The sequence below is a fragment of the Paenibacillus athensensis genome, assembly GCF_004514475.2.
Lineage (GTDB): Bacteria > Bacillota > Bacilli > Paenibacillales > NBRC-103111 > Paenibacillus_AL > Paenibacillus_AL athensensis.
Genome location: NZ_MYFO02000007.1, coordinates 164,717 through 190,225 on the forward strand (window position 1 = coordinate 164,717; position 25,509 = coordinate 190,225).

Sequence of the window (25,509 nt, forward strand, 5' to 3'; positions counted from 1 at the left end):
CAATTTTTTTTGCGTCTTTGGGCGAATTTCGGTACAAACACGCAATAATTACGCAAGATTACTTTATAAATTTCTCCAAGTCAGTGGGAGACATAATTCCATGATAATCATCAGATGAAATTGTGATGGTCTCAGGTATTGATTTTCCTTTTTCATAGAAATTAATCCGCATCCCCCCCCAAGAATAATCTATTGATTCCAAATATTTCAATGCATTATAGAAATTTTGGATACTTGTTTTCAGTGAATTAGGTTTAATATCGCAAAATATAGTGATGTTTGGATAAAAACGCGAGTGATTGTCTTTTATAAAATCACTATACAGTGTAAACTTTCCTGATACGTCGGTTCGGTAACTTTTCGAGTCGTCTGATATGCTCAGATTAATAAATGAATTAGGTAGATACATTTTGATTTTTCGTTCATAATCATCTTTAGCATCTGATTCAAAAACATCAACCCATAATTGATATAACGATAAATCTAAAGCGGAAATAGAAAATACATCATTAGTCGAAGCTACAATTAGGTGAGATTTGATTGTTTTTTTTCGTTTGGGTGACACATATACATGAATTATATTCGGTTCTGTTTGGCTTCTTTTTCCTATCATTGGATGCACATCTTCATCAGCCCGCATGTAGTCAATTTGGAAATCTTCACTCATATTTCTTTTGAGTACCTCATCTACCGCTTGTTGTATCTTCAATTGCGTTTCTGCTGCTATCGGATGCTCCGGTCCACATCCAGTCAAAAATATCAGGGTCATTAGTACGACTAACTTTTTCAACAAGACACCACCTATCATCTTCTTTACGAATTTAGAAATTGTTCATATAAGTAAGTGAGATTATCGGATTCATTCGTGCTAGTATCATAATGTGAATATAGGGAGCTTTATCGCTATGTTTTTAATTACTTAATGAGCGTGCCAAAAGATGCACCCTGGAGTTGTCAAAAGAAGTGCAGTTTGAAACACACTCTCGTTACCAGTCTGCTCGTGAATTCTTTCGCGATAAATAGTTGGGACCCACGATCTCTTCGTTAAACAATCCAGTAACGCGGAAGGGCTTCGGTGATATTCGATGCCACCTTTTCTGGGAGCTAAGACGCTGAAGTCTCTGTGGATCAGGTTTTCGCTCTTTTGAGCTGTGGTATCCTCGGCGTGCAAGTGGTTACCTTCAGCTAGTGTTGCTTGACAGGCGTAAACTTGCTGAGAAGATAGCGGGGCACTCTATTTCCCGACAAACTCTCTTTCAAAGTTGTTCTTCCTTCTGCCAATGCGGCTGTATGACGTTGTCTTCGCCTTCACTTCGTGCTCCTAAATAGTGCGAATCTGAGTTCCACTTCGACTCCAGCATCTCCTGAATCATCTCCCATTTAGCCAAGAGTTTTATACGTTCTTGATAAATTGCTTGTTCATCCTCGCAGCCGCACGACAAGAAAGGCTAACCCTTCAATCAGAACAAATCCAGCTGGCGCGGAGCCAGCCCGTCCTCGGAGAGCCCGAGCAGCCCCATCAGCTGCTTGGCGTTGTCAGCGGCATCGCCGCCGGAATTGTTGTTGAAGATAACCAGAATGCGCTTTACCTGCTTGCGCAGCTGCTCCAGTCGCTCCTTCCACTCCAGCAGCTCCTCGCGGTTGTAGCGGTACAAATAACGCACATCGCGCCAATTCGCCGCTCCGCCTTGATTCCAGCCGCCGACGTTGCGCCCGTGGAATCGCACAATCGCCAGCTCGGGATGCGTCGACTGCAGGACGATCGGCACAGAGCCGGCCCCGGCCTGCGGCTCGTCGCAAATGCTGTGCATCCAGCCCTCGCGCTCCATGAACGCCAGCGTGCGCTCGCGCATGGCCGGCGCGAACCAGCTCTGATGGCGGAACTCCAGCGCTACGGGCACGTCGCCCATCCGTGCCTTGGCCTCGCGCAGCGCCGCTACGGCGTCTCTGTCGCATTCGAACCACGGCGGATACTGGAATAGCACCGCCCGCAGCTTGCCGGCGGCCCGTACAGGACCAATCGACGCCAAAAAGGCCGCATACATTGCGTCCGTATCGGCGAACGGATTCTCCCCGCGCAAATGCCCCGTCATCCCCTGATACGCTTTGACCACAAAGCCGAAGCCTGGCGGCGTCTCCTCCAGCCACTTGCGAAAGTTGCGCTCCGGCTGCACGGCATAAAACGACGAATCCACCTCAACAACCGGGAAATGGCTGCTGTACGCCCGCAGCTTGTCCCCCGGCTTGACCCTTGCACGATAAAGCCCGTCATGGTCGCCCCACCCGGTTAATCCGATCTCAATCACATCAGCACCTCCCGTCCGGCCTTCGCGCCGGCTTTCCGTTCTCCTACCGCTTCGTTACTTGTATCATAACAGAAAGCGGGCCGGGAAAGAATTGGAGCCATTACGACGGGGGCTGCTGTGCCCGGGGGCTTGGGCCGCACTTCACTCCCATAAAGCGAGCGGCAGATGCATCGGAATATCAAACAGCCGCAGCAGCAAGGCGCAAATACCCGCCGAGATCGCATACGCCGCCAACGGCCGCACATAAAACAAACGCAGCATCGGAAACATGATGCAGTCGAACAAAATCGACCAGCCCAGCGACCAGCCATAGCGATAGTCGATATGATCCGTAAACAGCAGAATCAGCTCAAACGCCGCATACGTCATAACCCATTTACCCACATAGAGCACCTTGCCGTGCCAAGGGCGCATATCCGGGTAATGCGTCAGAAAGAGCAGCACCGTACCCGGAAACGTCACAAAGGTATACACCAGCTCCGTCAGCTTATCGCCCAGCCAGCCGTCCGGAACCATCTTCCAGAGATAGTGGCCCGAGCAGAGCAGGCTGTACGCCAAATTGCACACGGCCATATACAGCATGGCCGTGTGATACCGCTGCCATTGCTTCCAGTCCCCCCACTTCCAAGCAACGGCAATAACAAACAGGGCGATCGTTAAATGCACGGCAATTCCCCTTAACTATGTTCATGTCGTATCTGGTATCATCCCCCATCTGCTATAACCCGATTCCATATTGCGCAAGAAATGAGACAAAGCTTTTACATGCTGTACAGCCGGCTACTTCACATACTCGCGAAACAGCTCATTGTAGTACACATAAGGGCTGGACGGGTATTGGAATCCCAGCAGCACCCCGGACCATTCCAACTGGACGGACTTGAGCCTGCGCGTCGTTACCAAGCTACGAACGAGCTTCTCCGCCAGAATACGGCGACCGCGGCGAATCGCGACAGCCAACTGTGCCGCATAACGCGGATTGCCCGCCAGCTCGCGATAGAACGGCAGCACGGCTGCAGCAATCTGCCGGTGAATGCTGGCGCTGAACGTAAACTGCACCTGACCAGGACGCAGCGAAGTCGCGTTCGTGTACAGGTAGACGGGCTTCGGGAACGGGATGTCGATAAAATATCCGATGCCGTTCGTAGCCAGGCCGGCCAGCGGCTGACGCGGCGGAAGGACGGTGCGCAAAAGCTTCTCCATTGCGCTGAGATCCGCTTCGCGCACCGCGCGCGCCCAAGCCGCAGCGTAGGTGCGATTGGCGGCGATTTTGGCGTAGAACGGCAGCATCAGCGCAGCGACCTTGCGCAGCATGGCCCCGGTCGGTACGCGGCTTTGCGGGCGCTTCTCCGCCGCTGCCGCCCGCGATTGGCGGGGCGCAGCGCTTGCCCGGCGGCGGACGGCGGCTCCACTAGTCGCAGCTTTTCTAGCCGAACGTTGCGCGGCTGATTTGAGGGTGCAAGTGGACGCGCGGGCGGCGCGTTTTTTTCCGGCATATCGGTTCATGGCAGTTCCTCCCTGCTGAACGTTGATACTGCCAGATTATTGCCGCAAGCCCAAAAAGGTGAATGTTATATAAACAAAACCATGCTTGCAAATCAGGAAATTTTATAGAACAAGCGCCCGGAAAGCAAAGGAATCGGACAAGCCGCGGCGAATATGATTAAGTACACACCAACAGCAGCAAACACGTTACTCAGGTTGGAATTGTCGACCGGCAAACTGGAGACGCTTATCTCAGGATCAGCAAGGGCTTTTCAGTTCACAGGAAAGCGGGTGGCGCGTCATGACCGAGGATCATATGGTGGAAGGAACGAGCCGTACATGGACGATTATCGAAGCGGTCGTTATGCTGGTTTCCGGGTTGGTTTTACTATTCAGATAACAGCCGCATATAGAACGAACAAACCCCTCCGCCGCTAACGGGTCACCGTTGCTGCGAAGGGGTTTTTGCTTGCCGTGAGATTAGATTTCAAACGAGCTTTTCAGCGACACAATCAGATTGAAAACCAGCTTCTCCGGGGTCGTATATTTCGGGTCCACATTGAAATAGCCGTGGCGGAAAAATTGGAACTTGTCATGCGGCTGCGCCGTCTTCATGTTGTCTTCGACAAAGCCCTGCACGATCTCCAGCGAGTTCGGGTTCAGATTCTCCAGGAACGAAGCGCCGTCTTCGCCCTCGTTGTCGAGAATGAGCGGCTCGTACAGGCGGAATTCGGCCGGCACGGCGCTGCTGGCATCGACCCAGTGGATCGTGCCTTTGACCTTGCGTCCGGTGAAGCCGCTGCCGCTCTTCGTCTCGGGATCGTAGGTGCAGTGCAGCTCGACGACGTTGCCCTCGGCATCCTTGATGAAGTCGTGGCATTTGATGAAATACGCATGCTTGAGGCGTACCTCGTTGCCTGGGAACAGCCGGAAATATTTGTTCGGCGGGTTCTCCATAAAATCGTCGCGTTCAATGTAAATCTCGCGCGAGAACGATATTTGCCGGCTGCCCATCTCTGGATTCTCGGAGTTGTTCTCGGCCTCCAGCAGCTCGGTTTGCCCTTCCGGGTAGTTCGTGATCACGACCTTGAGCGGGTTCAGCACGCCCATCGTGCGCAGCGCCTTGAGCTTGAGATCCTCACGGATAAAATGGTCAAGCATCCGCGCGTCGACGGTGCTGTTGCTTTTGGCTACGCCGATCTCGCGCGCGAAGGCGCGAATCGCTTCCGGCGTATAGCCCCGGCGCCGCAAGCCGGAAATCGTCGGCATCCGCGGATCATCCCAGCCGTCCACCGCCTGCTCGTCGACGAGCAGCTTGAGCTTTCTTTTGCTCATAACGGTATTGGTCAGATTCAAACGGGCAAACTCATACTGACGAGGCACGTTCGGCATCTCGCACTCACGGATCACCCAGTCGTAGAACGGGCGCTGATCCTCGAACTCCAGCGTGCAGATCGAATGCGTGACGCCTTCGATGGCGTCTTCCAGCGGATGGGCGAACGCGTACATCGGGTATATGCACCAAGTGTCGCCCGTATTATGGTGATGGGCGTGAACGACGCGGTAAATGACCGGATCGCGCATGTTGATGTTCGGCGAACCCATGTCGATTTTGGCGCGGAGCACGCGCTCGCCGTCCTTGAATTCCCCGGCTCGCATACGGGCGAACAGGTCGAGATTCTCCTCGACGCTGCGGCTGCGGCTCGGACTTTCCTTGCCCGGCTCGGTCAGCGTGCCGCGCGTCTCGCGGATTTGCTCCGCCGTCTGATCGTCGACATACGCCAGCCCTTTCTTGATCAGCACAACGGCCCGGTTATACATCTCTTCAAAATAATCGGAGGCGAAAAACAAGCCGTCCCATTCGAAACCAAGCCAGGCAACGTCGGCTTTGATCGACTCTACATATTCCGTGTCTTCCTTCACCGGGTTCGTGTCGTCAAAACGCAGATTCGTCAGCCCTTTGAACTCGTCGGCCAGCTCGAAATTCAGACAAATCGACTTGGCATGCCCGATATGCAGATATCCGTTCGGCTCCGGGGGAAATCGGGTGACAATCTGGCTGACTTTGCCCGATTCAAGATCTTCGATTACAATGTTTTTAATGAAATTCGATGGAATGCCTTTCGTTTCCATTGCTCCCAGCCTTTCTGTCTCCCTCGGATTGAAGTTTTATTTTCTATCATACACCAAAAACAACCAAAATATAAAGGAGGCAAAACCTATGGAGTATTTCGATCAAACGTTGGAAAAATATGCGGAGCTTGCCATTAAGGTCGGCCTGAACGTGCAGCCGGAGCAGACGGTCGTCATTATGACGCCGATTTCCTGCGCTGAATTCGTCCGCAAGCTGACGGACAAAGCCTATGAAGCCGGAGCCCGCGACGTTGTCGTCGACTGGGATGACGATGAGGTCAAAGCCATCCGCTTGCGCAAGGCGCCGGACGCCACCTTGGAGCAGTATCCGATGTGGAAGGCCAAGGGGCTGGAGGAGCTTGCCGAGCAAGGCGCGGCGTTCCTGCAAATTTATGCGCCGAATTCCGAGCTGCTCAAGGGCATCGACCCGGAGCGCATCGCCAAATCCAGCAAGGCCGCGGCGGCGGCACGCGAAGGCTTCCTGAAATATTTGCGCAACAGCCAGGTCAATTGGCTGATGGTATCGATTCCGACGCCGGAATGGGCGGCCAAGGTGTTCCCGGAGCTGGGTGCAGAGGAGCGGATCGAGCGGCTGTGGGAGATGATCTTCAGCTTGACGCGCGCCGATGCCGAAGATCCGGTCGCTGCCTGGCAAGCCCATATCGCCACGCTGACGGAGAAGCAGCAGCTGTTGAACAGCCGCCGCTACAAAGCGATTCATCTGCGCGCCGAAGGCACGGACCTGACCGTAGAGCTGGCGAAGCGCCACCTGTGGGTCAGCGCCGGCAACCGCACGGACAAGGGCACGTTCTATGTGCCGAACATGCCGACGGAGGAAGTGTTCACGATGCCGGAGAAAACCGGCGTGAACGGCACCGTGCGCAGCACGAAGCCGCTGAGCTACAACGGCACGCTGATCGACCGCTTCAGCCTGACATTCGAGAACGGCAAGGTCGTGCACGCCGAGGCCGAGCAAGGTGAGGACATGCTGCACAAGCTGCTCGACATGGATGAAGGCGCGCGTTATCTCGGCGAAGTCGCGCTCGTGCCTTACGATTCGCCGGTCTCGAATTCGAACATCATCTTTTACAACACGCTGTTTGACGAAAATGCCTCTTGTCATATCGCGCTTGGCAATTCCTATCCGTTTTGCCTGGAGGGCGGCACGACGATGAGCCCCGAGGAGCTGCTGGAGAACGGTTACAATAAAAGCCTGATTCACGTCGATTTCATGATCGGCTCGCCCGGGATGGAGATTGACGGCATTCGCGAAGACGGCACGCGCGAGCCGCTGTTCCGACAAGGCAATTGGGCCTGATTGGATCAACAAAGCACCGCCGACTGCGGAAAAGAAGCCCCCTGAGCTTCGGCCGCAGCCGACGGTGTTTTTTTCGCGCTTGCGGGGGCGCGGGCAGCTACAGCGTTTTGCGGATGGCTGCCTGCACCGGCGTCCATGCGTGATTGCGCCATTTCCACACGGAGGTGATGTAAGCAATCGTATCGGCGTTGGCGATCCCGGTGATCCGCTGCACGCCCTCCAGCTCGCAAACGCCGTCGCCGTCCGCATCAACGGGCTCCAGACGGCCAAAATCGTTCACGCCGACAATAAACGGCTTGAGCAGCTTCCCGTTGCGATAGACGCCGAATTGATCGTAATCGGCTTTTTTGTCCTTCAGGCTGATCGTGTAGACTTTGCCGGTTTCCTTGAGCTTCAGCTTGACCTTGTAGCTGTTTTTGAAGGCGGCTTCCGCCTGCAGCGGTTCGGGCAGCGGCAGCGTCGCAGCCACGCCGCCGCGCAGCGAATACAAATAGTGGTCGACAAACCCGCCGCTTCCGCCGGTATCCGCCGATACGTACAGCTCCGGCAGCTTGTCTCCGTCCATGTCGCACAGCGTCAGGCGCGGATTGTAACCGCCCTCCATCGCGAGACTGATCGGCGCTTGACCGTCCCCCGGAGCAACCACCAGCCGCAGCTGGGTAAAGTACGGGCTGCCCGGGTCCTCACCCTTCTCTCCGATCAGCGTTATGTGGTCCTTGCGTCCGTCGCCCGTCACATCGGCGGCTTCTGTCTGCAGCACCTGCGTCGACGCAGCAGGAAGCGTCTCTTGTCTGGCTGCAGCCGGCGTAGTGAACATGCACAAAGCGAGCAAGGCCGCAGCTGAACCGGCCGCAGCTCCGGGCAGCGCCAAACGCAGCAATCTCCTGTTTATCCGCACATTCATGAGCATGAATTCCCTCTTTCTTCGTCCAGAATCGCAAATCGATATCAGCGTTAGAAGTGTGGTGAAAAACCAGTGTCCGCCGGTCGATAGCGGTTTGCACTCGCTGTTGTAGCCGGATTTTTCGATGGAAGGACCCCGTTTGGGGTGAAAATCCGTCTACAAGGCGACCGCTGACGTTGTTCCAACTCCCTAATCGACTCTCCGGCCACTTGTTCACCACACTTTTAGTATGGGGTATTTATCCTGCCGGTATGCGAATAGAACGCTGCTGTTGCGTCGTCCCCGTGCGCCGGGAAATGCAAATGCTGCCGTAAAATAACCGCTGCAAGCGCTCTAAGCTACTGACATAATGCTGTCAGGAGCGCTGCGTTATAGTAAGGGCATACGGTTTCGATAGCCGAACCGGCGATAATCCCTTACCCAGATGGAGGTCATGAACCCTGTTTACAACCCTGCAAAGCTTTATCGAAAATTACCGCCATGAATCGGCGGCCACCCAGCGCCTGTTCGACCGGCTGACCGATGCTTCGCTCGCCCAAGCCGTGGCAGCCGACCACCGGACGATCGGCCGCATCGCCTGGCATCTGGCCACGATGCCTTATGAAATGCCGTCTCTGGCCGGCCTTGCGCTGCCTGTGCCGTGCGATGTCCATCAGGCGCCTGCTTCCGCCGCCGTGATCGCGGATACGTTCCGCCAATCGACCGCAGCGTTGCTGGCTGCGCTGCCTGTGCAGTGGACCGACGCCACACTGGCCGAAACGCGCATGATGTACGGTCAGGTCTGGCCTAACGGGCTGATGCTGCACCTGCTGATTGCGCACGAAATCCATCATCGTGGGCAATTAACCGTGCTGATGCGCCAAGCCGGTCTGCGCGTTCCGGATATGTACGGTCCAGTCTACGAGGACTGGGCCGAGCGCGGAATCGCCGCGCCTGTAGTGTAACGGACCGACAGCCCTCCGGCTGCCGGTCAAGCTCCGGGCCGCGCCGTAATTGGCGCTGGTCGGGGCTTTTTTTGGCGTATAAAAAAAGCCCCCCTCGACAGGGAGACTTGTAAAGTCTGCTGACTTTTCGTTATTCACGCTCTACATCGGAGGCCGCTAGATGCGCATTTTGATCATTAAAAACGGGAGCATTTCCGGACTGACAATGACGAAACCGAACCCCTTAAACACTGCTTTCACAATCACCATACGCCATCTCCTCCAGTTGTAGAAAATGTGGTGTGAGCAACCGGCTGTCCTAGTTCGCGCTTGCGGACCGTAGACCCTTGGCTTTGCGTCCCTGACTTTCGTACAGGTTTGCCTTTAACGCAGTTAGCAGATTCATGTAGTTCTTATATCCTATTTTATGAACTTTCTGTGAACAAGTCAATGTTTTTTTGTCAAATTATGACGAAAATTGCCGTGAGTCCATTAAAAATTCCAAGCAAACGGATGCTCGCGCTGAATCAGTCGCAAGATCGCCTCTTCCGCTTCCCGCAGCTGGCGGCAGCTTTCCCGCACCTTGGCGGTATTCAGCTTTTTGGTGACATTGCCGCGCATGATTTGCGCGCGAACGGCGAAAGCCTGCGCGATCGATTGCTTGAGCAGCTCCTCCAGCTGATCGCCCAGCTTCATGGCCACAGCGAACCGGCGAAACAGCTCGCGCGACGAAGCAATGAAGAAGAACGTCCGCTCGTAGAGCTCCAGACCGCCCGGCAGGGCCGTCAAATCCTGATCGTGGGCGGCCAGCTCGTCCGCAAACCGCTCCAGCGTTGAGAAATCGTCGACATACATGTCGAAATATTCGGTAAACTGGGCGTAGATCCGTTTCGTATCGGGCTCGACCAGCTGCTTGTCATCAAACTCAAAATAATTGATAAAATGCGCATACTCATATTCCGCCAAATCGTAAAAGCTCCGGATGATCTCCTCGTCATAGTAGCCGAAGAAATCGGGATGCCGGTTGTGATCCTCCACATACCATTGCGCGCCGTTGTCGGTCTCGCGATAGCCGGTGATCATCATATTGTGTGCCTGCTTGAATTTGTTGTAGGTTTCCAGCCGGTGCGGGATATAATAGCCGTCGCCGGTTACAAACAGCACCTTGCCGCGCTCCAGCTGCCGGAGCATGGCCGGCTTCGCTTCGTCGAAGGTCGGAATGAACTCGGTCACGCCGCGGGCTCCCAGCAGCCCCAGGTCGAAGAACGGCGAGCGGAAATGCCAGCGGTCGCGCTCAAGCTCGATAAAGCTGCGATAAATGCGCAGCGCCGGCTCCATGCATTTGAACAGCACCAGCTCTATCTGAATGTCGATATGCTTGAAGTAGCTTAACACGTGCGCCATATAACAGTTAAAAAAGTCCTCGTCATATCTCTCGATATTTCTCATTAATCGCTCCCCTTCCGTATGCGTTCCTTGTAGCGGACGCCGCCCGCCTCTCGCCAGACGGCTTGTCCTTCGGCCGTTGCGGCCTTATCGCGTCTGGTGTTTGCCCTCCTTCTGCCTCCGCCCGCTCAAGAAGACAGGCAGCTGCCCAGTTCTACCTGAGCGCCCATGACGTACAGATACGTTTTCAGCGTATGATAGCAGACAATCGAATGCTTGACGGGAAATGTCAGCGAGCTGATCTCTACGCCGGTTTCTACATGCCGGTAGCCCGCCAATTCCGGCGGCACGGTCGGTACGAGGTCCGGCAGGTTGAAGACGCGCGTATTGTGAGGCACGAGCCGCTGGAAGGCTGCGACGAAATCGGCGTCGCCGACGCGAGGGGAAGCAAAGGTAATGACCTCAACGGGAATCTGCTTGCTCCCTGCGACAAAGCCGTGCAGCGTTGCAATCGCTCCGCCCAGGCTGTGGCCGGATACCGTCAGGCGGGAGCCTGCAGGCAGCTGGTCCAGATGCTGGAGCAGCGGCTGATCGGGCGTTGCGCCGTCGCCGAACACCAGCTTCACACTGCGGTACAAATTGGTGAAGCCTTGCTCCGTCCTTCCGCCATTCGGCACCTCGGTAATCGTCTCCAGCTTGAACTCGAAATCGGCAAGCCAGTCCATCGGGCTTTCAGTGCCGCGAAAAACGACCGCCCAATGCAGCGGGTCCGCTTGCGAACGCGCCAGCACGCCGGCAAACTCCCGTTCCTGTAGCAAAGCCAGTTTAGGGGCCATTTGCAAATCGGCCACCCGCTGCCAGCCGACGGGAAAGTTGTCCGGGGTCGGGGGATTCTGGTGATTCTGGGCATACATCTCGTAAGCAACCTGGACAAACTGGCCCCAGAAAATACGCTCTTGCCACTGTGAATCGATGGCCATTGGTTCATTTCCCTCCTTATTCCTTGTTATGGGTCTATTATCCAGCGAAAAATAACGATTGTCACGCTTTTTCTTCGTCTAGCGGGGTCACAGCCTCCCGCAGACACTGATCCAGCTCCGCCGCGCGCAACATGCGAAGCTCCGTGCTCCATCCGCAGCGGCGGGCAAAAAAATCGACGGCGGCTTCCTTCCACCGCCGCACGTACGCGATGTCAAAGAAGAGGGCCCCTGTACGGCGGATGAAGAAATCCGCCGGCGTTACGGCCATTTCGTGCTCCATCGCGTAGGCGAGCTCGGCGAGCAGCGCAGCCGGTACGCCGCAGGCGGCGGCTTCGTCGCGGAACGCGGCCAGCAGCGCCAGAACGGCGTCCACGTTGGAGCCGTACCGGCGGGCGAGCAGCGCAGCTTCACCGGCGGGCAGCCCGAGCTGCACGCCCGCGGCGACCTTGGCCTCGACGAACAGGGCGAGGCCGGCGGAGCCGCCGACGCTGCCGCCGGAAATCGGCAGCGTGCGCGTGCAGCAGGGCGCAGCCGCTGCGCGGCCTTCGGCGCGGAGCAGCGCAGCGACGCGGTCGACGACGGTTTCGGCCATCCTTCTGTAGCCGGTGAGCTTGCCACCGGCAATGGAGATGAGGCCGGAGGCGGAGACGAAGATTTCATCGCGCCGGGAAATCGACGAAGGGCTTTTGCCCGGCTGATGGATGAGTGGCCGCAAGCCGGTCCAGCTCGACTCGACGTCGGCTTCGCTTAGGCCAAGCGCCGGAAACAGGGCATGGACCGCACTCAGCAGGTAACGGCGGTCGGCAGCCGTCAGCCGCGGCGCGGCCAGATCGCCGCGGTAGTCGGTGTCCGTCGTGCCGACGTAGGTTTTGCCGTCCCGCGGAATCGCGAAGATCATGCGCCCGTCGGGCGTATCGGCATAGACGGCCTGCCGCAGCGGGAAGCGGCCGCCGTCAAACACCAAGTGGACTCCCTTGGTGTGGTGTAAGGTGCGGCCGTGCTTGGAGCCGTCGAGCTCGCGCAGCTCGTCGACCCACGGGCCGGCCGCATTGACTACGCGCGCTGCGCGGAGCTGGAACGACCGGCCGCTGAGCCGGTCGACCACGCGCGCGCCGATGACGCGCGCCGTGGCGGCTTCGCCGGCGGCCGGCGACGGCGGCGCAGGGGCGCCTGCTACGCCTGTGCCGCTTGCGGCGCCTGCACCGCCTGCTGCGCCCGCGGAGCCCGGCGCGCCTCCGGCGTCGTCCGCGCGCCCGCTGCCCGCCGCGCCGCGCTCGCCGCCGCTATGCGGTCCGCGCCGCCCGCCCGCGTACAGCAGCTCCACCGCCGCGGCGTAATTCACCGCCTTCGCCCCGAGCGCGGCGGCCTTCTTCAGCACCTCGACGGTCAGCCGGGCGTCGTCGGTGCGGTACTCGACGTACAAGCCGCCGCCGAGCAAACCGTCCGCGCGCAGCAGCGGCTCGCGCCCGCGCGTTTCGTCCGCGCCCAGCATCCGGCGGCGCTCGGACGCGTTCACCCCGGCCAGCGCATCGTACAGCCGCAGCCCCAGCGACGTCGACCACGGGCCGAGCATGCCGCCTTTATATAAAGGTAACAGCATCCAGACCGGGGTTGTCACATGCGGCCCGTTTTCATACACGATCGCCCGCTCTCGCCCGACCTCGGCCACCATCCGCAGCTCCAGCTGCTTCAAATACCGCAAGCCCCCGTGCACCAGCTTCGTCGAACGGCTGGAGGTGCCGGCAGCAAAATCCTGCATCTCCACCAGCGCCGTGCGCAGCCCGCGGCTTTGCGCATCCAGCGCGATGCCCGCCCCCGTAATGCCTCCGCCTATCACGAGCAGATCGAACGTCTCGCGCTCCATTTCCTCCAGCAGCTCCAGCCGTTTGCTTCCAGCAAACATCGCTCATCCCTCCCGTCGTGTGCCCAGCTCCCCCGGCTCCCGGCCCCCGCAGACGCCCCGAGGATGCCCCAAAGGCGCCCCAACCCAACCCCTGGCCTTCCCGGCCAGCCAACGCCCAAAAACCACAGAGCGGCCCGAGCGTTCCGGACGAGCTGCTGTGGCTCTCTATCGTATTCAGCAAAAAGCTCTCGCCGCCTGCACCGCTTTCCGCCAGCCTGTATAAAGCCGATCCCGCTCCTGAGCCGCCAGCTGCGGAGCAAACACGCGGTCCGTCCGCCATAACCCGGCAATCTCCTCGCGGTCACGCCAATAGCCCACGGCTAACCCGGCCAGAAAAGCCGCCCCTAGCGCCGTTGTCTCGCTGACCACCGGCCGTTCGACATCCACGCCCAGCATATCGCTCTGGAATTGCATCAGGAAGCCGTTGGCCACCGCGCCGCCATCCACCCGCAAGCGCGATAGCGACAAGCCGGAATCCTCCTCCATCGCCTGCAGCACATCTCTGGTCTGGTACGCCAGCGACTCCAACGTCGCGCGGATGAAATGCGACCGCGTCGTGCCTCGCGTCAAGCCGAACACCGCGCCGCGCACCTCGCTGTCCCAATAAGGCGTGCCCAAGCCGACAAACGCCGGCACCACATAGACGCCTTCGGTCGAATCGACCGCTTCGGCCCAGCCCTCGCTTTCAGCGGCCGTACCGATCAGCTGCAGCCCGTCGCGCAACCACTGTACCGCCGAGCCGGCGACGAAAATGCTGCCCTCCAAGGCATACTCCACCCGGCCGTCCAAGCCCCAGGCAATCGTCGTCAGCAGCCCATGCTGCGAAGGCACGGCCTTCTTGCCGGTATGCATCAGCATGAAGCAGCCGGTGCCGTAGGTGTTTTTGGCCATACCGGCCGTAAAGCACGCCTGCCCGAACAACGCCGCCTGCTGATCCCCCGCCGCACCCGCAATCGGCACCGGCACGTCAAGGAACGGAATGTCCCGCGTCTGTCCGTACACCTCAGAGGACGACCGCACTTCCGGCAGCATGGCCGCAGGGATATCCAGCAGCGCCAGCAGCTCAGCGTCCCAGCACAGCTCGTGAATGTTGTAGAGCAGCGTCCGCGAGGCGTTGGAATAGTCGGTCACATGCGCCACGCCCCCCGTCAGCCGCCAAATCAGCCACGTATCCACCGTCCCGAACAACAGCTCGCCTTGCGAAGCGCGCTCCCGCCCGCTGTCGGCACGGTCCAGCAGCCATTTGACCTTCGTTGCAGAAAAATAAGCGTCGATCAGCAGCCCCGTCCGTTCGCGGAACAGCTCGTTTAAACCGCGCGCCTTCAACTCGTCGCAAATCGCCGTCGTCTGCCTGGATTGCCAAACGACCGCGCGATGTACCGGCTTGCCCGTGCCGCGCTCCCAGACGACAGCCGTCTCCCGCTGATTCGTAATGCCGATCGCCGCCAGCTGCGCCGGACGGATGCCGGCGCTCCGCAGCGCCTCCTCCATTACTCCAAGCACGGACGTCCAGATTTCCTCCGCATCGTGCTCCACCCAGCCCGGCTCGGGGAAATATTGCGTCAGCTCGCGCTGCGCCATCGCCAGTGTCTGGCCCTGATGATCGAAAATGATCGCTCTGGAGCTTGTCGTCCCTTGATCGATCGCCATGATATACCGCTGCTCCATCCGTGATCGCTCCTTTCGCCGCCGTCCGCCGGCACAAAAAAAGCACATACGTCGCTATCGGCAAAGATCAGCAATCGATGTGCGTGTTGTCGGGTCGGAGTCGTCGGCCGTTTCACTTGCTTTTTATTGTAAAGGGGGGACTTCTCGGGTGTCAATGCGTCCTGGGGTCGCTTTGCTAACGATCTCTTCTTCTTCGGATAGCAGGCATTTCTTCGAAATAAGCTTGCAGATGGCTATCCAAGCTCCAAATTCGGATAGATCCAATTGCCGGGACCGTCTCCTTGTATGTTTTATAAACCTGAATAATAGACAGATCGCCGATTCCGATTTCACGCACGGCATGATCAACGACTTCTTTGGAAATTTCCAATAACTCCTCGCGTTCAAACTCCTTGCCGTAATAGGTCCAAGGCGCCTGATCGTTTACAGTTCTTTGAATCAACTCCGCCATTACCAGAGCACGCGCTCTTCTCATATTGCCATCGGCAATATGAGCAATATGATTGCCGGTTTCAATGATTGTAGCCAGCGGCAAAATCAATGTCTGTAGCTTATTTTGTTGTAGAGCAACCAACTCCTCCATAACTTTTTTATGATTTTGATTCATATTAGGAATGTTTATGACATTACATAAAATGGAAGTATCAATAATGCTCACATGCATGCTTACACCCCCAACCATCCCAAGTCACCGCTCGTCCGAACCGGCTTTTTTAAAGCCTTGACCAACTCGTCTCGCACAGTCAAATCTCCCAAATTTCCTTTGGATAATAAGGCAGGCAAAGATTCTATATCCGGTAGCGAGTAAAACTTGCTCGAACCATCGCCCGCATCTCTGTAGCATAATACAACACCAAGTAATTCTTCTTTCGTAAGAGCATTAAGCAAAACAGGATTGTGCGTAGTAATAATAACATCAATCCTTCTTTCTTTATTCAATCTGGATATCGTTTGAATCAAGCTTTTGATTCTGCTTGGATGAATGCCGTTGTCGACTTCCTCAATGACAATCATGCTGCCCGGCTCTTCACTAATCAGTGACGATAAAATAGCCAGGTATCGAAGTGTGCCGTCCGAAAGACGCTTAGCTTCCACAAATTCCGATCGCTCTCCGTATTTCTCCTGCAAACTGAACATCACATCGCCAATTGATGTTTCTATGAATCCGATATCCAGAATTTCATTTTCAGGCAATTGTCGGAGCGCTTGCAATAAGCTTTGCTTGTACTCCTTTTTCTTGCATAATTCATATAGCACGGATGAAATATTATCCGCTGTCGGTCTTAGCTCATGGTCATTCATTCTTGCGTAGTCCCTCATCCGACTAGGCAGTGGGTCTAAAAATAATATTTTAGCCAAGCGCTCTAACACCAAATTAATATAAGCTACGTTTTCCTTGGTTTTTTCCGTTGTTGTAGGCATTTTGGAAGATAGCTGCGCAAGCACGGACACAGAACGAATACAGGTGACCTCAGGATTTCTCCCCTTGCGTCCATTGTTGTATTCAACGTTGATATCACTCAAATCATCGGGGGTATCCTTTGTCTGAAAAACTACATACGGCCTAGCATGAACCGAACGTTTAAATAAATATTCCGAGAGCACAAATACGCGATTGCTAACCTTGATCGTAATGGAATATTCCAGATCATGTTCATTATCGATATCCACAACACAGCCTAATCGAAACGTATCCGATCCGATTTCAGGGCAACCTGCGCTTCCTCCCCTGATCTCGCTATCCACATTCTTTGAGCCGTCCAGAATAACAGCCAACTCTCTGCCTGTAGCGATCTCGGAAAGTATCTTGATTCCTTCTATGGCATTCGTTTTACCGCTTGCATTTGTACCGATAATAGCGGTTAATTTTTCAATTTCCAGATTGGACTGGTCAAAACTTTTAAAGTTTTCAAACGAAAAGCTCTTCAGCATTCGCACACCTCCTCGTTTAACTGGAGTAATCACCATATATCCTACATTATAGCAAAGCATACTCCCTACCATACAAAATTTCACAATCACATCGACAACGCCTTGCGCACGGCCAAAATATACTTCGCCTGGTCGAGCGGATTGACGCCCCGGCGCTTCCGTTCAGCCCGCACATCGGGTGGGCACGGCTCGTAGCCGCCGAAGGACGAAGCGATCACGCCCCGTCCCCCGGACATCGCGCTCAGCCTGACCGGATAATCGAGCGAGGTGGCCACCGGCAAGCGGCCTTCCACGATAAAACGCCCGCCCGACACCTGCGGCGGCTCGAAGCTGGCGCGCATCTGCACCAGATCGCTCAGCACCTTGCCGCCATATTCCTCCGGCACGGTAATCCGCACCTGTAGCAGCGGCTCCAGCAGAGTCGTTCCGGTATCGACAAGCCCTTGCATAATGCCCATCGGCGTCGCCACGGCAAAATCCAGCGGATGCGTGTGCCACACATGATGCTCGCCTTCAATCAGCGTTACCTTGAGATCGGTGACCTCCCAACCGAGCAGCCCCTGCTGGAGTGCTTCCGGCACTCTGCGCTCGACCTCGTTCTGGTACTGGACGAGCAGCTGCTCGCTGCGCACCTGCGCGGCGTAGACCAGCCCGCTGCCGCGTTCGCCCGGCTCGATCCGAAAGCGCAAAATCGCCCAGCACGGCTTAGGCATCGTATAGGCAATAAAGCCTTCGCCGACGCGCGACGGCGTCTCCTTGTAAATCACCGACGGCTGCCCGAAGGTTACGCGCAGGCCAAACCGCGACTGCAGCAAGCTGGTCAGGATTTCCAGTTGGATCGCGCCCATCACCTTGACGTGCAGCTCCCGCTCCTCCTGCAGCCATTGCAGGTCCAGCAGCGGGTCCTCGTCGGTCAGCTCCTGCAGCGCCGCCACCAGCGCCGGATACTGCTGCTCGCTGGCCGCATGGGCCTGCACCGTAAGCAGCGGCACAGCCAGCTGCGGCGCGCGCGGCACGGCGTCGGCAGAGCCGAGCACGTCGCCGATGCGCACCTGCGTCAAGCCGCAGACGGCAGCAATATCGCCAGCGGCGACTTGCCCGATGTCCTCGGCCTTGCGCCCGTCGATCCGGCGAATCTGGGTCACCTTCTCCTCCACGCCCAACGTGGCGTTGACGACGGTGTCCCGGTTGCGGATCATGCCGTTGTAGACGCGGACATAAGCCATGCGGCCCATCGTCTTGTCCCGCTCTACCTTGAACACGACCCCGGACAGCGGCGCTTCCGCGTCGCCTTGCGGGGCCGGCAAATACGCCAGCAGCGCGTCCATCAGCTCGCGCAGCCCCAACCCCCTGCTCGATGCCCCGAGCAGCACGGGAAAGGCGCGGCCCTGCCGGGCATAGCGGCGCAGCGCAGCGCGAGCCTCCTCTGCCGGCACCTCAGCGCCTTCAATATAACGGTCGAGCAGCGCTTCGTCGAGCTCGGCCAGCTTCTCCAGCGCGCTGGCCGCGTCAAAGCCGGCCAGCGCCGCCGCTCCCGCGTCCCACGTATCCTGCGGACCGCGGAACCCGTCCTCGGCGCCCAGCGGCGTCTGCGCGGGAATCGCCAGCGGCGTCAGCTGCCGGTGCAGCTCGCCCAGCACGCGCGCGGGGTCCGCGCCGATCCGATCCATTTTATTGATATAAAGGATCGTGGGAATGTTCAGCGAGCGCAGCGCGTGCCAAATCATCTCCGTCTGCGACTGCACGCCCTCGACCGCCGAGACAATCAGCACTGCACCGTCCATCACCCGCAGCGAACGCTCCACCTCGGACAAAAAATCGACGTGTCCCGGCGTGTCCACCAGATTGATATAGGTGCCCTTCCACGTGCAGGCCGTCGTGGCGCTGCGCACAGAAATGCCGCGCTCCCGTTCCACGTCCAGCCAGTCCGTCTGCGCCGTTCCGGTGTCCACGCTGCCCAGCGCCCGGATACGCCCGCTTTCGTATAAGATATGCTCTGTCGTCGTCGTCTTCCCTGCATCCACATGCGCGAAAATCCCCACGTTGCGCATTGGCCTGCCGTCTGCTTCCTTGCTCATCGCGTCTTCCGGCCCCTTGCTCCTGAAATTTGCTTCCTGCCTGTATTATACCGAATCCGTCCGACAAAAGAGAAGTCTAATGAACCCGCGTTCATTCAGACGTGGCAAGGGGTTGGCGCATGGCGTGCAGCGGGAGGGATCGCGCCTTCTCCCTGGCCCCGGCACAACAGCAGCCCGCAAGCCTCTGCGTTGTTTCCGGCAGGGATTTGGAACATTATGCCGAAAATAATGTACGGCGAGCTGTAACGGATCAACCGTCGTCATGCCGCACACATCCCGCCGGAATGCGGCTCCTCCCGATACCGCGAGCGACCTTTCGCAGCCCGGCTTTGAACGCCAATAAAGGAGGGCAAGCATCATGACATCTTCAACAAAAATTGTGGACCGCCCGCACCGGATTGTAGAAATTGTTTGGGACCCAAAGGCTACCCCGGATGATTTTGACCGGATTACCCGCCAAATTGAGGGATTTTCCCGCGAGCTGGGCGGTGTTTTTGACGTTATTGTCGATATGCGCACGGTTAAAGCGTTCCTGCCGGAATCGCAGGCCAAGCTGGTTGAGCATCAAAAAGCGCTGCTGCAATGCGGGATGCGGCGGGCGGCCGTTATTGTCGCCGGAGCGATCACCAAGATTCAGCTCAACCGCACGGCCAAGCAATCGGAGCATACGACGGAAAGCCACTGGGATAATTACGAAGATGCTTTACAGTTTTTAAAAAGCTAGAATCAGCAGCGCCGGGCCCTCCCGCCCGTCCGGCCTGCAAGGAGGAAACGTCGATGCAATTTCAATCCACGGTTATGCTTAGCGGCAAAACGGCCACTGGCCTGGAGGTGCCGCCCGATATCGTCGAAGCGCTCGGTTCGGGTAAAAAGCCCGCCGTTACCGTCACCATTAACGGGTACGCGTACCGCACCACCGTCGCTACGATGGGCGGCCGGTTCATGATTCCGCTCAGCGCGGAACATCGCGCAGGCTGCGGCGTAAGCGCCGGGGACGAGGTCGAGGTCGGCATTGAGCTGGATACACAAGTACGGGAAATGGTGCCGCCCGATGACTTCCAAGCCGCGTTGAACGGCGAAGAAGCCGCCGCCCAATTCTGGGCGGGGCTGTCCTACAGCAACAAACGCCGGGTTGTCCTCAACATCGAAGGAGCCAAAACCGCAGAGACCCGGCAGCGTCGCATCGACAAAGCCGTCGCTTTGCTGAAAGAGGGCCAGCTGCCCTGATCGATGGCGCCGCATAGCGGCAAAAGCGCGAGGAGCACCGGGCCCTCGCGCTTATTCAGGTTCGGGACCGCAGTCCGCGCAAATACGTGTCGAGCACGTGCCGCAAGCTCTCATCGCGCTCCAGCGGCATGCGGAAGCCGCCCTGCAGCTCCAGCGAAGCGAAGCCGTGCACGATGCTGCGAAAGCCGCGAACGACGTGCAGCGCTTCTTCTTCGGCAAATTTAAAATCGCTCAACAGCTGAAGCATCAGCGCCACCAGCTCGGCCGAAGCCTCCTGCAGCTCGTGGTCGACGTGCAGATCGGTCAGAATCATCGCTGCTCCGTACAAGCCCGGCTGCTGGCGAACAAACGCCACGTAAGCCATGCCGGCGGCCAACAGCGCCTCTTCCCCCGATTTGCCGAGCGCAGCGCGAATAATCTGCTCCTTCAGTCTGGCCAGACCGAGCAAAGCCATCTGCTTGCGCAGTCCCGGCAGGCCTTTGATATGGTTGTACAAGGACGGCGTTTTGACGTTCAGCTTGGCGGCCAGCGCCGCGAGCGTAACTTGCTCGAAGCCCAAGCGGTCGGCGAGTTCAATTGCTGCTTGCAGGACCGTTCCGTTATCCAGTCCTTGTCGATTGGCCATGATGCGCAGCCCCCTCATGCGTGCTATTTTCACTATTGTAAAGAAAAAGGTTCGTTTTGCCTACTCTCCTGCGGGATAACAGCTTCCTCCCCCCCACCCGCTGCCGGGCTTTGCGCCCGCGCCAGATTCCGCCTGTACGCGGCTTCCAGCTCGCCCAGGGACATCCGGTCATAACGCTGCCGCTGCCGCTCCTTATGCGGTTGGTCGACCTGTCGCTCACTGCGAAAATGGGTGAAGGCGTAGTCGTCCAGATCGGGCTGCTTCACGCCCGGAGGCCGGTAGACGTCCACGTAGATTTCTTGCGTTTTGACAAAGCTTTTGAGCAGCTCGCTCCATACCTGGGGCTCGATATCGTTATAAATAGCTTGCAGCGCAAATTCCGCATATAAAAAATCGGAAGCCGAATCCGGCTGCAGCGCCCCCGGATACGCATTGCCCTGCAGCTCGCCGTTGTCAAAGCGCTCGAACGCCCGCTGCACGCCCGCAAAGTCGATTCCCCCCTGCCCATCGGAAAAAAACTCACGATACAGCTCCAGTTGCTTGGCCGACAAATACCGCAAATCGCCCGCGTTCAGAGCTCCCGGCTGAGCGGCGACTGGAAATGTCAGACCGGCCTTGGCCGCTGCTGCCCGCTCCAGCATGATGCGATATAACGCCTGCTCGGTCCGCTCGACAATTTGCATGCGTCTGCGTTTCTCTTCGGGGCTAATCTGCGGATTGCCGAGCAGCAGCACCGGATGAAAGCGCAAATCGTACTGTTCAAAAAATAGCTGGTCCCGCAGAATGCCCGGATCGGCCGCAGCCAGCTGCGACAGCTTGACGTAACCGCCAATAAAGTTGACGTTAGCAAACACCGGACAGAAATCCATCTCGCCGCCGCGTGGCAGACGGGCAATTGTCCAGCGCCGCAGGACGGCGTTCGCCGCGTCCGGCTTGCCGGTCGGCCTGCCCGATGGAGACAGCAGCTCCAGACTTCCGCGAAATATGTACCCTCCCAGCAAAACGGCGTCTACACAGGCAACAAACCAGCGAAGCCGCTGCCCCTGACAGCTCCGCAAATCCACCCACCGCTTCACCGCCTTGTTCAGCTTTAGCTGCTCATCGGCTTGTATAGGCATCCTCCCTCTGTTATCGACAAGGAACAAGCCCGCTGCGGTTAACGAACGACCACAGCGAGCTGTCTGACAGGTTCCCTTGCAGACGCCGCTCCAACGGCTTCGGCTTCGGATCAGGTGCCTTACCTTCCGCACCGCATACAGCTCTCGGAGCGGAGCAGCGCGGTCGCAAGACGGTTGTCTGAACCCTTGGGCTCGCGCTCACGCCGCTCACGCGTCTTCTGCTCCTCCTCAGACTATTGCTGGGCGCCATAACCCTGACCGTGCCCATGATGACCGTCATGCTGCCAGTGATGCGGATGATGCGGATGCCAGTGATGCGGATGATGCGGGTGGTACGGGTGGTGCGGATGATGCGGGTGCCAGTTATGCCAATGGTGCGTATGGTGGCCTCCGTGCCAATGATGTGTATGATGCCCGTGCTGAACCGAAGGCTGAGCGTCCGGACGATAGGAAAGCTGGTTATTGTTTTCTTGTGTCATACTGATAAATCCCCTTTCACCTGATGAGTGCTGACGATAACATGTTATGCCCTGCGGTGAAGGATGGATGCTTATCCTTGTTATATTTAACCATTTTTAGGCAAAATGGGCGTTATTGTCCGTCCACGGTGCCGAATGCCCGGCCGGCCTCCGCCAGCGCCCGCTCCAGTCGGGACAACGGCTCCGGCAGCAGCTGCCCGTGCCCGACAGCCAGCAAAGAGGGCTTCAGCGCGCAGAGGCGTTCTGCGCTGACCAATGCCGCATGCTTATTCCAGGTGGCCATCGCCGGAAACGGAAACCACGGCTTCATCAGACCCGATACCGCCAAGCCGCCGCGAACCTGAAACGCATCTCCGGCAATCAGCGCGCCGCTGCGCTCATCCAGAAACGCTACAGAGCCCGGCGTATGGCCCGGAGCCGCAACGACGCGCAGCGAGCCGATCCGGTCGCCATCCTGCAGCAGTACGTCAGGACGCGTGCGGATCGATTTGGGAACGTCGCCCTTGATCGGCAGATCGCTTGGTTCGCCCGGCTCCAGCTCCCGGCTGCCGGCCAGCAGCTTGGCGTCGCGCGCCGATATGCAGACGGTTGCTTGCGGGAGCGCCTGCTTCAGCCCGTCGAGTGCGCCGACATGGTCGCCGTGAGCGTGCGTAAGCGCAATCCGCGTCAACGGCTTGCCGATCCGTTCAGCCGCTTGCAGGATCGCCTTCACGCTGAACGGCAGCGCGGCGTCGATCAGCGTCAGCTCGCGCTCTTCTTCAACGAGATAGCAATTGACCGGGAACACTCGCGGCATAAAAGCAAGTTGATACAAAAAACCGTTTTTTGTCATTTTCATCTCTTCAGCCTCCGATTTAACTATTTTAATTAGTATATTAACTAATATCATTAGTTTTTGCAACTGCTTTTTTGCCGCCACTAAAAAGCATCCCGTGCAACGCGCAGGACACGCCTAGCCTTCCGGTGAGACGCCCGCCTTACGGAAGGCGTCAGCATGCCGCATAGGCCGCTGCCGGAGCGACGCGACCCTGCGGCCGGCACCGCGCGGACTCCCGGAGTACGGTGCCGGTCGTACGGCGGCTGTCAGCAAGACGGGAGACCCGCGAAATACCGCGCATCGTCTACGTATCCGCTCGATTCGCGCAGTCCAATGCCTCGCTGGTTTCCGGCGCTTACCAGCCGAAATAAACCGACCAGCAGGCCAGAGACAACACCAGACAAAGCGGTGTGAACAGCCGGGTGTCCCAGTAGGCGAAGCGCGTCGTTTTGATTTTTTTGATCAATCCCATGTAGCGAAAATCACCGATCGCACGCAGGGCAAATACCAGCGCGCACAGCAGGCACACCCACTTGGTCAAGCGGCTCGGCTCGTAAAAAGGCAGCGCGCCGCTTTGCGCGAGCAGCGCCCCCGCCATCGCCCACAGGGCCAGACCGACGATCGTCGTCTCCGCCTTGCGCGGCTTGAACAAAGGCGCGGACTCGCCTTCCTTGCGCGGAATGACCACAGAGGCTCCCGCCTGCCCCCCGAAAGCCCAATACACATGCATACCGCCCGCTGCCAACAGCAGCAGCGCGGCAATTGCGCTCACCCACAAGCTCATGTCATCCTTCCTCCTTCGTGCCGAACCCAAGCGGAGCACCACCTTATCGCGCGGTTCGCTTGGCCTCTATTTAGCCTTTATATTCATTGTAGGAAAGAAATGGAAGGCCTACAAGGCGTTTTGCAGCGGATGTGTTACAATGAAGTGAAACTTGCGGACTGCTTGGCAGGTGACCGTTCGCTGTCGTGTCAGACACCTGCGCCGGTCCGCAGAGGAAACCGGAGGGAACGTTGATGAATGAGGAGACGTTGGCTTTATTTCGCCATCTGACGGAGCTGCCGGCTGCACCCGGCTTTGAGCGGGAGCTGCGGCGTTTCATCCGCAGCGAGCTGGAGCGCTACACGCAAGAGCTGGTGCAGGACGGGCTGGGCAGCCTGTTTGCCGTCCTGCGCGGCGACGAGCAGGGGCCAACGGTCATGGTGGCCGGACATATGGATGAGGTCGGGCTGCTGGTGACCGGCATCACGGACAACGGGCTGATCCGCTTCCAGACGCTGGGCGGCTGGTTCAGCCAAGTGCTGCCAGCGCAGCGGGTGGAGATCATCACCGCGCGCGGCCCGGTGCCCGGCGTCATCGGCACGACGCCGGTGCACCTGCTGGACGAGTCGGCGCGCAGCCGGCCGCTCGAGCTCAAGTCGATGTACATCGACATCGGCGCGGACGACCGCGCCGAAGCGCTGGCCATCGGCGTACACATCGGGCAGCAGGTTGTGCCGGTCTGCCCGTTCACCCCTTTGGCCAACCCCAAGAAAGTGTTGGCCAAAGCCTGGGACAATCGCTACGGCGTCGGCCTGGCGATTGAGCTGGTCAAGGAGCTTCACACGGTGAAGCTCCCGAATGTCCTGTACGCCGGAGCCACCGTACAGGAAGAAGTCGGCGCGCGCGGCGCCCGGACGGCCGCGGCGCTGATCCGGCCGGACCTGTTCTACGCGCTCGATGTCAGCGCCGCCGGCGATACCGGCGGCGACCGCAACGCGTTCGGCCAGTTGGGCCGGGGCGCGCTGCTGCGGGTGTACGACCCGACGATGATTACGCATCGCGGAATGGTCGAATTCATCCGGGACATGGCGGACACGCACCGCATCCCGTATCAGTATTTCATCTCCGCGGGCGGAACGGACGCCGGGCAGGTCCATCTGACCGGCAGCGGCGTGCCGTCGGCTGTGATCGGCGTCTGCGCCCGCTACATTCATACGGCAGCATCGATTCTCCATGTCGACGATTACGCCGCCGCCAAAGAGCTGCTGATCAAGCTCGTGCAGGCCAGCGACCGCACGACGCTGAATACGATTCGCGACAACGCCTGACGCGCCATCGGCAGGAGGGATGCTGTCCGCAAGTCGAATGATGCTTGTCGGATGCCCTCAAGAAAGAACCGCAATTCCATGTAAATACGCCTCCAGATCCACGATCAAAGTGGTCAGGAGGCGTATTTTGCAGTAG

22 protein-coding genes and 1 riboswitch are annotated in these 25,509 nt (G+C 58.0%); of the genes, 5 read left to right on the plus strand and 17 right to left on the minus strand.

All coding sequences use genetic code 11. The features are described from left to right. Positions 1-58: 58 nt before the first annotated feature. The 5 genes from B5M42_RS14765 to B5M42_RS14785 all read right to left on the minus strand — a co-directional run bounded on the left by B5M42_RS14765 (position 59) and on the right by B5M42_RS14785 (position 5,924). Positions 59-790, minus strand: a complete 732-nt coding sequence (locus tag B5M42_RS14765; RefSeq protein WP_134749865.1) for a hypothetical protein — start codon at positions 788-790, stop codon at positions 59-61. Positions 791-1,460: 670 nt separating this feature from the next. Next, positions 1,461-2,306, minus strand: coding sequence for a DUF72 domain-containing protein (locus tag B5M42_RS14770; RefSeq protein WP_134749867.1), 846 nt, complete (start codon positions 2,304-2,306; stop codon positions 1,461-1,463). Between the two features lie 141 nt (positions 2,307-2,447). Next, positions 2,448-2,972 (minus strand): CBO0543 family protein, encoded by a 525-nt coding sequence (locus B5M42_RS14775; protein WP_134749869.1) that lies wholly within the window; start codon positions 2,970-2,972, stop codon positions 2,448-2,450. A gap of 114 nt (positions 2,973-3,086) precedes the next feature. After that, positions 3,087-3,812, minus strand: a complete 726-nt coding sequence (locus B5M42_RS14780; protein ID WP_230632920.1) for a hypothetical protein — start codon at positions 3,810-3,812, stop codon at positions 3,087-3,089. A gap of 459 nt (positions 3,813-4,271) precedes the next feature. Continuing rightward, the gene (locus tag B5M42_RS14785) at positions 4,272-5,924 is read right to left on the minus strand and encodes a glutamine--tRNA ligase/YqeY domain fusion protein (RefSeq protein ID WP_134749871.1); all 1,653 of its coding nucleotides are present in this window, start codon (positions 5,922-5,924) and stop codon (positions 4,272-4,274) included. Positions 5,925-6,012: 88 nt separating this feature from the next. Here B5M42_RS14785 and B5M42_RS14790 point away from each other — a divergent pair, with 88 nt between their 5' ends. Continuing rightward, positions 6,013-7,242 (plus strand): aminopeptidase, encoded by a 1,230-nt coding sequence (locus B5M42_RS14790; protein ID WP_134749873.1) that lies wholly within the window; start codon positions 6,013-6,015, stop codon positions 7,240-7,242. Positions 7,243-7,339: 97 nt separating this feature from the next. On the opposite strand, the gene B5M42_RS14795 is transcribed toward B5M42_RS14790, so the two are convergent. Continuing rightward, a complete protein-coding gene (locus tag B5M42_RS14795) occupies positions 7,340-8,146 on the minus strand; it encodes a hypothetical protein (RefSeq protein ID WP_134749875.1) in 807 nt (268 codons plus the stop codon). A gap of 464 nt (positions 8,147-8,610) precedes the next feature. Here B5M42_RS14795 and B5M42_RS14800 point away from each other — a divergent pair, with 464 nt between their 5' ends. Continuing rightward, the gene (locus B5M42_RS14800; RefSeq protein ID WP_230632930.1) at positions 8,611-9,090 is read left to right on the plus strand and encodes a DinB family protein; all 480 of its coding nucleotides are present in this window, start codon (positions 8,611-8,613) and stop codon (positions 9,088-9,090) included. A 281-nt stretch (positions 9,091-9,371) separates the two neighbouring features. Beyond that, positions 9,372-9,462, minus strand: a riboswitch (cyclic di-GMP riboswitch). A 99-nt stretch (positions 9,463-9,561) separates the two neighbouring features. On the opposite strand, the gene B5M42_RS14805 is transcribed toward B5M42_RS14800, so the two are convergent. From B5M42_RS14805 to B5M42_RS14835, 7 genes are all read right to left on the minus strand, one after another. Next, positions 9,562-10,518 (minus strand): hypothetical protein, encoded by a 957-nt coding sequence (locus tag B5M42_RS14805; RefSeq protein ID WP_134749879.1) that lies wholly within the window; start codon positions 10,516-10,518, stop codon positions 9,562-9,564. Between the two features lie 125 nt (positions 10,519-10,643). After that, entirely contained in the window at positions 10,644-11,435 is a 792-nt protein-coding gene (locus tag B5M42_RS14810; RefSeq protein ID WP_134749881.1) for a lipase family protein, read from the minus strand. 61 nt (positions 11,436-11,496) lie between these two features. Then, complete coding sequence (locus tag B5M42_RS14815; protein ID WP_134749883.1) at positions 11,497-13,338, minus strand: glycerol-3-phosphate dehydrogenase/oxidase; 1,842 nt, start codon at positions 13,336-13,338, stop codon at positions 11,497-11,499. Between the two features lie 174 nt (positions 13,339-13,512). Next, positions 13,513-15,006 (minus strand): glycerol kinase GlpK, encoded by a 1,494-nt coding sequence (gene glpK, locus B5M42_RS14820; RefSeq protein WP_134749885.1) that lies wholly within the window; start codon positions 15,004-15,006, stop codon positions 13,513-13,515. 175 nt (positions 15,007-15,181) lie between these two features. Continuing rightward, a complete protein-coding gene (locus tag B5M42_RS14825; RefSeq protein ID WP_134749887.1) occupies positions 15,182-15,670 on the minus strand; it encodes a hypothetical protein in 489 nt (162 codons plus the stop codon). Between the two features lie 2 nt (positions 15,671-15,672). Further along, entirely contained in the window at positions 15,673-16,938 is a 1,266-nt protein-coding gene (locus B5M42_RS14830) for an AAA family ATPase (protein WP_167689628.1), read from the minus strand. An 86-nt stretch (positions 16,939-17,024) separates the two neighbouring features. Further along, complete coding sequence (locus tag B5M42_RS14835; protein WP_134749894.1) at positions 17,025-19,016, minus strand: elongation factor G; 1,992 nt, start codon at positions 19,014-19,016, stop codon at positions 17,025-17,027. Between the two features lie 358 nt (positions 19,017-19,374). On the opposite strand from B5M42_RS14835, the gene B5M42_RS14840 reads away from it, so the two are divergent. Both B5M42_RS14840 and B5M42_RS14845 read left to right on the plus strand, forming a co-directional pair. Then, positions 19,375-19,740, plus strand: a complete 366-nt coding sequence (locus B5M42_RS14840) for a hypothetical protein (protein WP_134749896.1) — start codon at positions 19,375-19,377, stop codon at positions 19,738-19,740. 53 nt (positions 19,741-19,793) lie between these two features. Continuing rightward, positions 19,794-20,243, plus strand: a complete 450-nt coding sequence (locus B5M42_RS14845) for a YdeI/OmpD-associated family protein (RefSeq protein WP_134749898.1) — start codon at positions 19,794-19,796, stop codon at positions 20,241-20,243. Positions 20,244-20,298: 55 nt separating this feature from the next. On the opposite strand, the gene B5M42_RS14850 is transcribed toward B5M42_RS14845, so the two are convergent. The 4 genes from B5M42_RS14850 to B5M42_RS14865 all read right to left on the minus strand — a co-directional run bounded on the left by B5M42_RS14850 (position 20,299) and on the right by B5M42_RS14865 (position 24,066). Next, entirely contained in the window at positions 20,299-20,868 is a 570-nt protein-coding gene (locus B5M42_RS14850; RefSeq protein WP_134749900.1) for a TetR/AcrR family transcriptional regulator, read from the minus strand. 32 nt (positions 20,869-20,900) lie between these two features. Next, a complete protein-coding gene (locus B5M42_RS14855) occupies positions 20,901-21,986 on the minus strand; it encodes a hypothetical protein (protein ID WP_134749902.1) in 1,086 nt (361 codons plus the stop codon). A 591-nt stretch (positions 21,987-22,577) separates the two neighbouring features. Next, entirely contained in the window at positions 22,578-23,303 is a 726-nt protein-coding gene (locus B5M42_RS14860; protein ID WP_134749906.1) for an MBL fold metallo-hydrolase, read from the minus strand. 334 nt (positions 23,304-23,637) lie between these two features. Beyond that, complete coding sequence (locus B5M42_RS14865) at positions 23,638-24,066, minus strand: DUF3995 domain-containing protein (RefSeq protein ID WP_134749908.1); 429 nt, start codon at positions 24,064-24,066, stop codon at positions 23,638-23,640. Between the two features lie 233 nt (positions 24,067-24,299). On the opposite strand from B5M42_RS14865, the gene B5M42_RS14870 reads away from it, so the two are divergent. Further along, positions 24,300-25,373, plus strand: a complete 1,074-nt coding sequence (locus tag B5M42_RS14870; protein WP_134749909.1) for a M42 family metallopeptidase — start codon at positions 24,300-24,302, stop codon at positions 25,371-25,373. Positions 25,374-25,509: the final 136 nt, after the last annotated feature.